Genomic DNA, 13416 nt, shown 5'->3' with positions numbered 1-13416 from the left:
GAAAACTCTTACGAAAGTCTCAAAAAGAGGGCATTCCATCACACCCTTCCGGCGCTATCGTGAGGCTAGTCGAAGTTCACCGGAGAACTTCCGGCGAAGTCGTATGAGGAGTGAATCATGACGAACTGCCAAAAGATTTATCAGCGCAGCTTCCCGGTCAGCCCGGATGGCAACTCGTTCGTTCACAACGACCTCGGTCGTTACACCATGAACCACCCGGTGCCCCCGGACGACATCGCTGAGCGCAAGGCATACCTGGTCGGCTCTGGTATCGCTGCACTGACGGCAGCCGTCTTCCTCATCCGTGACGCCAAGATGCCTGCCGAGAACATCACGATCCTCGAGGAGCTCCACCAGCCCGGCGGCGCCTTCGACGGCGACGGCGACACCGAGAAGGGCTTCATCGCCCGTGGCGGTCGTGAGATGGAGCAACACTTCGAGTGCTTCTGGGACGTCATGAAGGACATCCCGGCCCTCGAGATGCCCGAGCCCTACAGCGTCATGGACGAGTTCCGGATCGTCAACGAGAACGATCCGAACGTCAACCACTGCCGCATCATCAACAACCAGGGCCAGAAACGTTCGGCCTACAAGATGGGCATCAACAAGAAAGGCCAGCTCGCCGTCCTAAAGCTGCTGCTGGCCAAGGAGTCCGACACTTACTACAAGTCCATCGAGGACTGGTTCGACGAAGACTTCCTGCACTCCACCTTCTACACACTGTGGAAGACGATGTTCGCCTTCGAGCAGTGGCAGTCCCTGACCGAGTTCAAGCGCTACATGCACCGCTTCCTCCACCTGCTGCCCGGATTCTCGGACCTCTCCTGCCTGCGGTTCAGCCGCTACAACCAGTACGACTCCTTCGTCGTCCCGCTCATGAAGTGGCTGACCGAGCGCGGCGTGAAGTTCCAGTACGACACCTTGGTCTACGACGTCGACCTGGAGATCACTGCTCACCGCAAGGTCGCCCGAGGCATTCTGTGGCGCGACAAGGAGGGCGGCGAACATCGCATCGACATGACCCCGAAGGACCTCGTCTTCGTCACGAACGGTTCACTGACCGAGTGCACCGGCTACGGCGACATGGACCACCCCGCCCCCTACAACAAGGACGAGGTCGCCGGCTGGGAGCTGTGGCGCAACCTGGTCCGTCGTTCCGCCGTGTTCGGTCGTCCCGACGTCTTCTGCAGCGACGCCGACAAGACGGTGTGGCAGTCGATCAGCTTCAACTTCATCGGTGAGGACCATCCATTCCTCCAGAAGATCAGGGAACTGACGGGCAACGATCCACTGTCCGGACGCACGGTCACCGGCGGCATCATCACCGCCGAGGACTCGTCGTGGTGCATCTCGCTGACGATGAACCGTCAGCCACAGTTCCACGATCAGCCGAAGGACTGGGGCGTCGCCTGGGCCTACGGCCTGTACCCGTTCGAGAAGGGCGACATCGTCAAGAAGCCGATGCTGGAGTGCACCGGAGAGGAACTGCTCAAGGAGTACTGCTATCACTTCGGTCTGCTCGACCAGTTCGAGGAGATCAAGGCTCGCACCAAGGTTCGCATTGCGACGATGCCGTGGATCACAGCCTTCTTCATGCCTCGTGGCAAGGGAGATCGCCCGGAGGTCATCCCGGACGGTTGCGTCAACCTGGCCTGCCTGGGCCAGTTCGTCGAAACCCCGGACGACTGCATCTTCACCGTCGAAGGATCGGCTCGTACCGCCATGATGGCTGTCTACGGGCTGCTCAACCTCGACCGCGACATCCCACCGACATGGCCTGCTCAATACGACATCCGTTCTCTGCTGGCCTCCGCCAAGACACTCAACGACGGGCACCTGCCCGGTGGTCGACTGTTGTCGGTCCTGCTGCGCAATACCTACTACGAGGACATCCTGCCGTGACGTGCTGACGTCATGACGTCCTTCCAGTGCAACTTCGGGGCGGTCGCGGTTGAATGACACCGTGACCGCCCCGAACCATCTCCCCTCATCCCCCCTACCCGTCACGAGGCTGCGTGACCTGCTGGTGGCTGATGTCCCGGCTTCTCGTCTGGTCATCGCCTGTGACACCATCGGTGGGATCGGCCCGCGTCCTGACGACTCCTACCCAGCTGACCCGGTGTGGTGCGCTCATCTGGGAGCGCGGGTACCCCTCCTGGAGGTGATGTGCGCCGGTGCGCGTCCTCTCGTCCTCGTCAACACCCTGTGCCAGGACTGGGAGTCAGCCCAGCCCATGATCGAGGAGTTCCGACGCTGCGCGGCCGCCGTCGGGATTGACCCCACGGCGGTCACGGGCTCGACGGAGGACAACGTCGCGACGACCCAGACCGGGATTGGCGTGACAGTCATCGGCGTCATGCCAGAGGGAGAACTCCCCCGGGCCCATGACGGTGACGTGCTGGTCTGCGTCGGGACTCCCGTCTCGGCCCCTGATGACGACGTCGCCCCTGGCCGGCGCGAGATCGTGCCACTCGCGGAGGTGCGAGACCTGGTGGCCTCCGGGAAGGTTCACGACTGCGTCCCGGTGGGTTCACACGGGGTGGCGTGGGAGGCCGCACAGCTCGCCTCCACCGCGGGGTTACGGGCCGAGTTTCGGGACGTGGAGGTTGACCTGGCTCGCTCCGGAGGGCCCTCGACCTGCCTCGAACTGGCCTGTGATCGGGGCGACGTCGAGGAGCTACACGGTGTGGTGGCCCCGCATCGGCCGTGGGAGGTCATCGGTCGGCTCGCATCGGGATCCTGAGGACTCGATACCTGAGGATTACCACACGGAGCTGCCAAGAAATCGCGATGGTGACGTCACCATCGTGATTTTGGGCCAATTCTTGGCAGCTCCGTGTGTCATACCCCTTGCTCACCGCCGTTGACACGGGGTGTTAATGTGCGATTGCCTCGAATCGGACTCGGTCCGGGGTACTCCTTAGTGAGCGAAGTCGGTGGGAATCCGACACTGTCGCGCAACGGTGATGCCTCACAGCTCAGTCCGGTCGACTCCCTACGGAGTGGCAAGTAACGACTCTCGCCGTAGGAGTCTGCCGGGCACACGACGCGGGTGCCACCGTGAGTCCTGCGGCATGACCGCAGGGAGAACCGCGTGAGTACTCCGAAGACGAAGACTACGCCGAGAAGGATCTCGGCCCTCATCACCCTCCTCGTTGCCCCCAGCCTCGCACTGGCAGGATGTTCGGGCTCCGAGGACAGGACCACTTCAGGCGACAGGCCAACGACATCCTCCTCCGCCAACACCGGCGACAGCATGCCCGGCTGCATCAAGGACTTCGACTCCTCGAAGGACTACTTCCCCGACAAGGCGACCTTCAGCGACGCCCGCGGCCTCACCGTCACCTACCACAAGTCCTACAAGGTGGTGACGGTCAAGAACCCGTCGAGTACCTCGTCCAAGGAGACCAAGTACGTCCTGGTGCAGTGCGGCGCTCCGCAGCCGAAGCTGAACGGTGACCTCGCCAAAGCGCAGAAGATCACCGTCCCCACCACCAGGGTTGCTCTTGGATCAACGACCGAGCCGATGAAGTTCCAGATGATGAACAAGCTGGACGCCGTGATCGGAATGGCCAGCGTGGACATGGTCGGTGACCCAAAGACCCGTCAGGCCCTCAAGGACGCTCATGTCGCTGACTTCGGCGTCGGGGACGGCACCACTGAGGTCAACACCGAGAAGCTGGCCGCCCTACGTCCTGATCTGTTCATCATCAGCGGCCACGACGACCCCAGCAAGTTTGCCAAGGTCAGGGAGATGGGCACACCGGTCGTCGCCGAGCCCGACTTCCTCGAGAACACCCCGCTGGGACGGGCCGAGTGGATCAAGTACGACGCCCTCTTTGTCAATGCGGAGAAGGTCGCCAATGAGAAGTACGACGAGATCGCCAAGAAGTACCACGAGACGGCCCAGCTCACCTCCAAGGTCAAGACGCGACCCATCGTGCTCTACGGCTCCCAGTTCAAGGGGGTCTGGTACATCAAGTCCAACGAGAACTACTCCATCCAGTTCCTGCGTGACGCTGGCGGTGAGTACGTCTTCAAGGACGTCCACGGCGTGGTCTCGTCGAAGCTGGACACCGAGACGGTCCTCAAAAGGGCCCATGACGCCGACTTCTGGATCGATGGCCAGATCAATGAGTCGCAGAAGGCCTCCATCCCGACCATCGTCAAGGACGACCCGCGCATGAAGGCCCTCAAGGCGGTACGCACCGGCACCGTCTGGAACGCCGTCCTGCGTGCCGACCCGAAGCACGGCAACGACTACTGGCAGACCGGCGTCGTCCGTCCTGATCTGGTGCTGGCAGACCTGTCCGCCATCCTGCACCCTGAGCTCAGTCCGAACCATGAGTTCACCTTCTACAAGAAGGCCCCGACCAAGTGACCGCAGCACACCGGACGACGCAACGGCGGCGTGGACTGCCGCTGCCCGTCCGCTTCGCGATCCTCGGAGTGATCTTCATCCTGGTGGCGATGGCCGGGCTGACCCTGGGATCGGTGAACATTCCCCTCGACGACGTCATGACGATCATCTCCGGGGGCACCGACGTCGACCCGGTGTCCCTGACGATCGTCCAGGACGTCCGGGAGCCACGCACCATCACCGCCCTGCTGGTCGGGGCGGCCCTGGGGATTGCCGGCCTGGAGATGCAGACCCTGTTCCGCAACCCGCTGGCTGATCCTTATGTGCTCGGCATCTCCTCGGGTGCCAGCCTCGGCGTCGCCCTCGTCGTGCTCGGCACGACGTCGTCGGCGGGTGCGGCAACTTTCGCCTCCGGACTGGGCATCGGTCCCGATCTGTTGATCATGGTTGCCGCCGCGCTGGGGGCGGCAGTCGTGCTGTTCATCGTCATGCTGGCCGGCCGGTTCATCCACTCCTCGACGATCCTGTTGCTGCTCGGCGTCATGATCGGCTACTTCGTGTCCTCCGGGGTCACCGTCCTGCTGTCACGAGCCAGTCCTGAACTCGTCGCCCAGTACACCCGCTGGCAGTTCGGCAGCTACCACGGCGTGACATGGGAGAACCTCAAGGCGATGGCTCCGATCATGGTCATCATGATCCTGGCCAGCATGCTGCTCGCCAAACCGCTCAACGCCTTGTTGCTGGGAGAACGGTATGCCCAGACGATGGGGATGAACCTCAAGGTGGTGCGCACCCTGTTGGTGGCGAGCACCGCCATCCTCGCCGGTGCCGCCACCGCGTTCTGCGGGCCGATCAGTTTCCTGGGCATCGCGATCCCACATCTGACGCGTGGGGTGCTTGGGAGGGCCGATCATCGTCATCTGCTGCCCGGATGCATCCTCACCGGCGGTTCCCTTGCGTTGATGGCCGACATCCTGGCGCAGTTGCCCGGCGACGACGTGCTGCCCGTCAACGCCGTCAACGCGGTGTTCGGGGCGCCGGTCGTCATGGTCATCCTGGTGCGCTGGTATCGAGAGGCGGAGGCGACATGACCGGTCTCACACTGTCGAACCTGACGGTCGGGTACCGTTCGGGCCGCCACGTCACGACGGTGCTGTCGGGGGTGACAGGGTCGTTGGAGGCCGGTCGAATGATCGGGCTGGTCGGCCCCAACGGGGCCGGCAAGTCAACCCTGCTGCGGTCGGTGGCCGGCTTGCAGCCCGTTCTGGGTGGCGAGGTATCCCTCAATGGCACATCGACGTCAAAGATGTCTCGCCGTCAGATCGCCCAGACCCTCTCCACGGTGCTGACCGACCGGGTCTCGGTCGCCCGCCTCACCTCCAGGGATGTCGTCTCGCTGGGACGTCACCCCCATTCCGGAATCGGAGGTCGGCTGCGCCCCCATGATCAGGCCGTCATCGACGAGTCCTTGGCGGCGGTGGGGGCCACCGAGTTGGCCGAGGACTTCGTCGGCGAGTTGTCGGACGGACAGCGTCAGCGGGTCATGGTGGCTCGGGCACTGGCCCAGGAGCCGTCCGTCCTGCTGCTCGACGAGCCAACCTCCTTCCTCGATCCGCCGGGCCGTATCGCCCTGCTCGGAATGCTACGCGAGGTGTGCACGGCGAGGGACATCGCCGTCGTGGTGTGCAGCCACGACATCGAGCCGGTGATGCGTTACGCCGACACCCTGTGGGTGGCTGGGCACGGCACTGACGTGACGATCGGCGCCCCGGAGGACCTGGCCCGTACCGGCGCCCTCGAGGAGGCCTTCCGCACCGAGGGGATCACCTTCGACCTCCACACCCTCACTTTCTGGCAGTCCGACGACGGATGCCCCACGGCGCGGGTTGTGGGGTCAGGGGTGGATGCCGACCTTGCTCATCACACCTTGGCACGATCCGGATACCGGGTGGTCCAGGACCCTGCGGACGCCAGCGTCACGGTGAGCGTGACCAACGGTGGCTGGGTGGTGGATGACCGCGTCGTGCCAACCCTGTCACAACTCCATGATCACCTCGTCGGACGTCAACAGGAGGTCAGCAGGTCATGACTGTCCGCTACCTCGTGCTGTGGCCCACCGCCGCCTGCGACCTTGCCTGCCCCTACTGCTACCGCCGGGAGCGCCGGGGCGGTCGGATGCCGACCGAGGTCGCCGATGCCTCCCTGGATCTTCTCGCCGAGGGGGTTCGTACGACCGGCCAGCCAGCCCATGTGCAGTTGGCCGGTGGTGAGCCCACCCTGGTGCCCTCCCTCATCGAGCACGTCGCCGAGAGAGTTGCGGCCATCCGAGGTGGACGGGTCACCTGTGGCATCCAGACCAACGCAGCACGCCTCGACGACGAGATCATTGCCATGTTCACACGCCGTAACGTGCGTGTCGGGGTGAGCGTCGACGGTCCACCGCAGGTGCAGGAGAGAGCCCGCGGTTCGGCGGCCCCGACCTTCCGGGGTCTGCTCGCCCTGGCCCGAGCCGACATCCCGGTACGAGTGACGACGGTGCTCTCGGCCCTCAACATCGACCACCTCGACGAACTGGCCGTCACCCTGGGGGGACTGCCCAATGTCACCGGGTTCGGCCTCGACCCACTGGTGGGGATCGGCAGCGCGGCGGGCAGAGGCGATCTCGTCCCCTCCGATGACGCCGTCGTCGGAGGGATCACCGCCCTGTACCGACGCCTGACCCAGGTCAACGCGATGCGGGCGAGACCCCTGGTCTGGCGGGAACTGGAGACCGTCCGGGCTGCTATGCATCGCTCCCCGGCGAACACACCCACCACTGTCGACCCCTCCGGTCGCACCCTGCTTCCGCTGTCGGTGTCCAACCGTCCCTACTGCCACGCAGCTGTCGGGGAATCCATGGCGGTGGTCCCGGACGGCAGCGTCTACCCCTGCTCCCAGTCCGTCGGGGACCCGGCATCCCGGGCCGGAACCGTCCACGACGTCGACTGGGACCGCCTCAAACACCGTTTCTCCCAGGACGTCCACACCTTGCGCGGACCATGCCATCGCTGCGCCCTGGCCGGCCGCTGTCCCGGCGACTGCCCCTCCCGTGTCGAGGCCAACAACCTCGCCGACCCGGAGCAGGCTCGCACCCCACTCACCTGCCTCATCGACGACACCCTCGCCCGTCTGGAGACCGCATCATGACCACCCTGTGTTTCTTCTCAGCCACCGGAGGCGAACTCACCCTCGTCAGCCAGGCGCTCTCACGGATGAGGGCTGACGGCCTCGACGTCACCCTCTTCGGCCGCACCAAGGAGCAACTCATCGATCCGGAGCTGTCCCGCGCCTTTGCTCGAGCAGCCGCTCGCAGTGACGCCGTCGTACTGAGTTTCCATGGCGGGACGGGGTCCTGCCCGGCGTGGTCGGACCTGGTCGAGGCCTGGCAGGACCGTCGCGACTCCGGACTGTCGCTGCCGTGGATCCACATCCAACCCACCTCCGGTGACGACGACGGCCTGCTCGCCGCCCAGAAATGGGCCAGCGGCCTCGCCGACGGCACCTGGAAAGGGCTCATCGGTCTGCTGGGGATGAGCGGTCCGGACAACGTCGAGGCGGCGCTACGAGTCCTCGCCGACCGGGTGACGGGTGGGAACGTGCCCGTCCCCGAGGTCGTCCGTGCCCCCACCGAGGGAATCTGGCATCCGCGTCACGGCCTGTTCACGAGCTTGGCCGATTACCAGCACCACCTGAACCCCGACCGTCCCACCATCGGGATCACCTTCCCGCGCAGCTACTGGTTGGAGCACGACACCGCGCACATCCGGGCCCTCGTCGAGGCCGTCGAGGAGCTTGGCGCCAACACCGTCCCCTTCTTCTGCCTGCGTCTGCCCGACTCCCGGCGCGGGAACATGGGTATGGCCCAAACTTTGGAGACCCTGCTGCACGACGAGAAGGGCAACCGGATCATCGACACCCTCGTCGACGTCCACGGGATGTCGATGACGGCCGGCGTCCCCGCCAATGCCAACGCCTACCCGAACCTGGGCGTCAGTGTGCTGCATGCCCTCACCTCCTATGCACCGCGGGCCGTGTGGGAGGCCACCGCCCAGGGCATGGGGTCGATGGACATCGCCACCCAGGCCGCCCAACCGGAGCTCGACGGCGCCCTCATCACCAAGTTCCTCGCCACCCGGGAAACCGACGAGGTCGACGAACTCACCGGAGCCATCGTTCCTCGCATGATCCCGGTCCCGGGACGCCCCGAGGCGATGGCCGAGCTGGCTCTGTCCTGGGCTCGCCTGGCCCGCACCCCGGCCAACCAGCGCAAGGTCGCGATCGTCTTCCACCACCACCCGCCACGCAACGACCGCATCGGCTGTGCGACGGGGCTGGACACCTTCGAGTCAGTGCGCCAACTGCTCATCCGGATGGCCGATGAGGGGTACGACGTCCCGGAACAGTTCGACCATGCCGACGACATCGCCCAGGTGCTGCTGTCCTGCCTGACCTGCGACCAGCGCTGGCTTACTCCCGAACAGATGCACGACCGCGCCGAGGCCCACGCCGATCTGGAGACTTCCCGCCCCTGGTACCGGGCACTGCCGGAGTCCGTACGGGAGTGCATGGACCGCAACTGGGGGCCGCACCCAGGAACCCTCTTCGTCCACGACGACGAGTTCTCCTTCGCCGGTCACCTCGACGGCAACGTGCTGCTGACGATTCAGCCGCCGCGCGGGAACTTCGAGGCCGTCACGGATTCCGTCATCCACGACCCGGTGTTGCCTCCCCCGCACCACTACCTGGCCCACTACCGCTGGATCCGTGACGTCTTCAAGGCCGACGCCGTCATCCACGTCGGCACCCACGGCAGCCTGGAATGGCTTCCCGGCAAGGGGCTGGGCCTGTCCGAGGAGTGCTACCCGGAACTCGCCTTGGACCGGTTGGTCAACATCTACCCGTACATCATCAACAATCCCGGCGAGGGCACCCAAGCCAAGAGACGCAGCGCCGCCGCCCTCGTCGACCACCTCACCCCTCCCATGCGTCAGGCAGGTCTGTACGACTCCACCGCCGAGATCGACCGGATCCTGCGCGAACACGCCGGGGCGGAGTCACAGAGCCCGCAGCGCGCCCGTCTCGTCGCCGAACAGGTGTGGGGCGCCGTCGTGGAGGCCGGTCTGGACACTGATCTGGGGCTGGCCCCCGAGGACGTCGACACCGACCCCGTCCAGCTGCTCGACAAGGTCCATCACCACCTGCTCGAGCTGCAGGACCGCGAGATCTCCGACGGTCTGCACGTGCTCGGACAGCTCGTCGCCGACCAGGACGACCCCGCCGCGGCCGAGGTGGAGTACGTCGCCCAGTTGACCCGTCAGTCCAACGGCCACGTGCCGTCCCTGCGGGAAGCGGTGCTGGACGCCTGGGGGACGAGTCTCGACGAGGTCAGCGCGAAGGCTGGCGAGCCGGTCACCGTCACCGCCGACCTGCCGGATGGCCTGACCGGACGCGGGATCATGGAAGCTGCCCACCAGCAGTGTGTCGACCTGCTGGCCCCGGTCATCGCCTGTCACCACGGCGGATGCTTCGACGCCAACAAAGCCCGAGACCTGGCGGTCCAGATGAGTCTCGAACAACTCGGCGCCGAACGCGGGGATGTCGTCGAGACCCTCACCTGGGTCATCACCGACCTCATGCCGCGTCTGGACGCCACCCGGGACGAGATCGAGTCGATCATGACGGCTCTGGACGGCGGATTCGTGTCTCCTGGACCGTCGGGGGCACCCAGCCGGGGTAACGCCCACATCCTGCCGACCGGTCGGAATTTCTTCTCCCTGGATCCCGAGGCCATGCCGACACCAACCGGATGGCTGGAAGGGGTCGAGCTGGCCGACCAGTTGCTCGCCGGGTACGCCGAGGCCCACCCCGACCAGCCCTGGCCGCGCACCGTCGGGGTCGTGGTGTGGGGGACGGCCAACATGCGCAGCGGCGGGGCCGACATCGCCGAGATCCTGTACCTCATGGGGGTGCGTCCGATCTGGGAGTCATCGGGCCTTGTCAGCGGGCTGCAGATCATCGACCCGGTCGAGCTGGGGCGCCCTCGCATCGACGTCTCCCCGCGCATCTCGGGGCTCTTCCGGGACACCCTCCCCAACCTCGTCGAGATAGTCGACCGGGCGGTCCGGATGGTCGCCGCCCTGCCGGAGGCCGACGACGACAACATGTTGCGCGCCCACGTCGAGGCCGACGTCGCCGACATGATCGCTCGCGGGATCGACGTCGAGCAGGCTCGTCGCAAGGCGACACTGCGGGTCTTCGGTTGCCCACCCGGCGGATACGGCGCTGATGTGGAGGAACTCATCGAGACCAAGGCGTGGCAGGACAAGGCCGATCTGGGTCGGGCCTACATCGCGGCCTCCTCCCACGCCTACGGCGAGGGGGTGTTCGGGGACGTGGAGCCCGAGAGATTCACCGCTGCGTTGTCGCGGATGGACGTCACCGTCAAGAACGAGGACACCCGCGAGTACGACATGCTCAGCTGCACCGACTTCTACAACTACTACGGCGGGCTCATCGCCGCTGCGACGACGGTGCGCGGTGAGGCACCGATGTCGTTCGTGGGTGACTCCTCCGATCCCGCCCGGATCGCCACACGCACCACCACGCAGGAGGCCCGGATCATCCTGCGCTCCCGAATCCTCAACCCGTCGTGGATCGAGGGTCTGCAGCGCCACGGGTACAAAGGGGCCGGGGACCTGTCCAAGGTGCTCGACATCCTCATCGGCTGGGACGCCACCGCCGACGTCGTCGACGACGGCCTGTGGGAGAAGGTGGCGCGTCGTTATGCCCTCGACCCGGCGATGCAGGAGTGGTTCCACGAGGTCAACCCGCACGCCCTGCACAACATCGTGGACAAGCTCCTTGACGCCGCCCAGCGCAACATCTGGCAGGCCGACCCGGGCACCGTCGAGGAGTTGCAGGACACCTACGCCGACATCGAGGGGACCATCGAGGAGGTCTCCGACGACCCGCACCCGTCCGCCGCTGCGACGCGCTCTGCGTCCGTGACCGCTGATGGTGGGCTCGACCTGGCCGGGCTGGGGTTGGCCTGATGACCTACCCTTTCACCGCCATCGTCAGACAGGACGAGACGAAACTTGCCCTGCTGTTGTGCGCGGTCAACCCCCGTATCGGCGGGGTCGTCCTCAGTGGTGAGAAGGGGACGGCCAAGTCGACGGTGGTCCGTGGTCTGGCAGAGCTGCTGCCGAGTCAGGTGATGAGGACGTTGGCCCTGGGCGCCACCGAGGATCGTCTCGTCGGAGGACTCGACCTGGAGGCCACCCTGACGTCGGGCCGGCCAGTACTCCAGCCGGGCCTGCTGAGCGAGGTCGACGGCGGGGTGCTCTACGTCGACGAGGTCAACCTCCTCGACGACCACCTCGTCGACCTCGTCATCGACGCCTGCGCCGGTACGTTCCGGGTGGAGCGGGAGGGCCTGACGGCCACCCTGGCCAGCCGATTCGTCCTGGTCGGGACCATGAACCCGGAGGAAGGTGCTCTGCGCCCCCAGTTGCTGGACCGGTTCGGACTGTGCGTCGAGGTGCACGGCGAGTCGGACCCGGACACTCGCGCCGAGATCATCCGGCGTCGGCTCGACCACGACGCCGACCCCGCTGCTTTCCTCTCGACGTGGCGGGAGGAGCAAGGTCGTCAGGCTGATGTCATCGAACGGGCCCGCGGAATGGTCAACGGGGAGCGCCTCGACAACGTCGTCACCGAACTCATCTCCTCACTGTGCCGGCAAAACCACGTCGCCGGCCACCGGGCCGACATCGTCATGGCGGAGGCCACCCGAGCCCACGCCGCCCTGGCCGGCCGCGGGGTCGCCACCGAGGACGACGTGCTTGCGGTCAGCGAGATGGTGCTGCGGCATCGCCGCCGCGACGAGACCCCGTCGGACCCGCCACCGCCACCGGAACCGCCACAGCAGGAGCAGTCCGAGGACCAGCAGCCCAACCAACCAGATCAACGGCCTGATCAGCCCGACCCTGGCCCCAGCGACGATGTGGAGAACGGGTCGCAGGACGAGGATGATGCTCCCCCAACCAGTAGTCAGGACGACCAGCAACCCGATGACCACGCAGATCCTGATGACCAGACCGACCAGCCGAACCAACAGCCCAACCCCGGGGAACAGGTCGCTGCCATCGGAGATCCTTTCGCCATTCGGCCTCTGGAACCCGGTCAGGATCGTCTGGCGCGCCGCGCCTCCGGACGACGCCTGCGTACCCGCAGCAAGGATCGACGCGGTCGTTACATCTCGGCCCGCCTCACGACCGTCCCCGACGACCTTGCCCTGGACGCCACCCTGCGTGCCGCCGCGGTGCACCAGAGGTCACGCCGAGCCGACCCGAATCGCCCCGCGATGGCGGTCCACGTCGAGCCGGTTGACTGGCGGGCCAAGGTGAGGACCGGACGGTCGGCCTCCTGCGTCATCCTCGTCGTCGACGCCTCCGGGTCGATGGGGTCACGGGGCCGGATGACCGCCTCCAAGGGGGCCATCCTCTCCCTGCTGCTCGACGCCTACGTCAAGCGTGACCGGGTCTGCCTCATCGGTTTCCGCCGCGACCGGGCCGAGGTGCTCGTCCCGGTGACCTCCTCGGTGGAGGTCGCCCAACGCGGCCTGGCCGAGCTTCCCGTCGGCGGTCGCACTCCTCTGGCGGCTGGGCTCGTGACGGCCTGCGAGGTCGTCCGGCCCCTGCTGCTCAAGGACCCCGGTCTGCGTCCGCTGTTGGTGCTCGTCACCGACGGACGCGGCAACGTCGATCTGGACGGCAAACCCAACTCCCGCGCCACCGACGAAGCCCTCAAGGTGGCGGACGAGATCGGTGCCGACCGGCGTCTCAGCTGGGTCGTCATCGACACCGAAGACCCCCGCGGCATCCAACTGTCCAGGGCCAACGACATCGCGATGGCCCTGGGCGGACCCTGCCTGCGCATCGACGACCTACGTGCCGACGACCTCGTGAACGTCGTCTCCCAACTCGACCCGACCCAACCCCGAAAGGACCGCTGAC

Annotated in this window: 8 protein-coding genes; all 8 read left to right on the top strand. The window is 66.1% G+C overall.

The genetic code is table 11. The features are described 5' to 3' along the window. The first annotated feature begins 117 nt into the window (after nucleotides 1–117). The 8 genes from HMPREF9153_RS05515 (at nucleotide 118) to HMPREF9153_RS05480 (ending at nucleotide 13415) form a co-directional block, all read left to right on the top strand. Nucleotides 118–1902 (top strand): oleate hydratase, encoded by a 1785-nt coding sequence (locus tag HMPREF9153_RS05515; RefSeq protein WP_004810236.1) that lies wholly within the window; start codon nucleotides 118–120, stop codon nucleotides 1900–1902. Between the two features lie 61 nt (nucleotides 1903–1963). Next, nucleotides 1964–2743 carry an AIR synthase related protein gene (locus HMPREF9153_RS05510; protein WP_015583469.1) on the top strand — a complete coding sequence of 260 codons (780 nt, stop codon included), beginning with the start codon at nucleotides 1964–1966 and terminating at the stop codon, nucleotides 2741–2743. Nucleotides 2744–3172: 429 nt separating this feature from the next. Further along, complete coding sequence (locus tag HMPREF9153_RS05505; RefSeq protein ID WP_290127081.1) at nucleotides 3173–4381, top strand: ABC transporter substrate-binding protein; 1209 nt, start codon at nucleotides 3173–3175, stop codon at nucleotides 4379–4381. Further along, nucleotides 4378–5451 carry a FecCD family ABC transporter permease gene (locus HMPREF9153_RS05500; protein ID WP_004810233.1) on the top strand — a complete coding sequence of 358 codons (1074 nt, stop codon included), beginning with the start codon at nucleotides 4378–4380 and terminating at the stop codon, nucleotides 5449–5451. Before HMPREF9153_RS05505 ends, HMPREF9153_RS05500 begins: the two co-directional genes overlap by 4 nt. Next, a complete protein-coding gene (locus HMPREF9153_RS05495) occupies nucleotides 5448–6449 on the top strand; it encodes an ABC transporter ATP-binding protein (protein ID WP_004810232.1) in 1002 nt (333 codons plus the stop codon). Before HMPREF9153_RS05500 ends, HMPREF9153_RS05495 begins: the two co-directional genes overlap by 4 nt. After that, nucleotides 6446–7546 (top strand): radical SAM/SPASM domain-containing protein, encoded by a 1101-nt coding sequence (locus HMPREF9153_RS05490; protein WP_004810231.1) that lies wholly within the window; start codon nucleotides 6446–6448, stop codon nucleotides 7544–7546. The genes HMPREF9153_RS05495 and HMPREF9153_RS05490 overlap by 4 nt, the downstream gene beginning before the upstream one ends. After that, on the top strand, nucleotides 7543–11451 hold the full coding sequence (gene cobN / locus HMPREF9153_RS05485; protein ID WP_004810230.1) for a cobaltochelatase subunit CobN: 3909 nt from the start codon (nucleotides 7543–7545) through the stop codon (nucleotides 11449–11451). The genes HMPREF9153_RS05490 and cobN overlap by 4 nt, the downstream gene beginning before the upstream one ends. Next, on the top strand, nucleotides 11451–13415 hold the full coding sequence (locus tag HMPREF9153_RS05480) for a magnesium chelatase subunit D family protein (RefSeq protein WP_004810228.1): 1965 nt from the start codon (nucleotides 11451–11453) through the stop codon (nucleotides 13413–13415). The genes cobN and HMPREF9153_RS05480 overlap by 1 nt, the downstream gene beginning before the upstream one ends. Nucleotide 13416 lies beyond the last annotated feature (1 nt).

The organism is Cutibacterium avidum ATCC 25577, assembly GCF_000227295.1.
Lineage (GTDB): Bacteria > Actinomycetota > Actinomycetes > Propionibacteriales > Propionibacteriaceae > Cutibacterium > Cutibacterium avidum.
The sequence above is the reverse complement of the archived record's forward strand: the minus strand, read 5'-3'. Positions and strand labels throughout refer to the sequence as shown.

Bases quoted from the DNA above. Each gene is read 5' to 3' on its own strand.
- HMPREF9153_RS05515 (WP_004810236.1), top strand. From the start codon at position 118: ATGACGAACTGCCAAAAGATTTATCAGCGCAGCTTCCCGGTCAGCCCG.
- HMPREF9153_RS05495 (WP_004810232.1), top strand. From the start codon at position 5,448: ATGACCGGTCTCACACTGTCGAACCTGACGGTCGGGTACCGTTCGGGC.
- HMPREF9153_RS05490 (WP_004810231.1), top strand. From the start codon at position 6,446: ATGACTGTCCGCTACCTCGTGCTGTGGCCCACCGCCGCCTGCGACCTT.
- cobN (WP_004810230.1), top strand. From the start codon at position 7,543: ATGACCACCCTGTGTTTCTTCTCAGCCACCGGAGGCGAACTCACCCTC.
- HMPREF9153_RS05480 (WP_004810228.1), top strand. From the start codon at position 11,451: ATGACCTACCCTTTCACCGCCATCGTCAGACAGGACGAGACGAAACTT.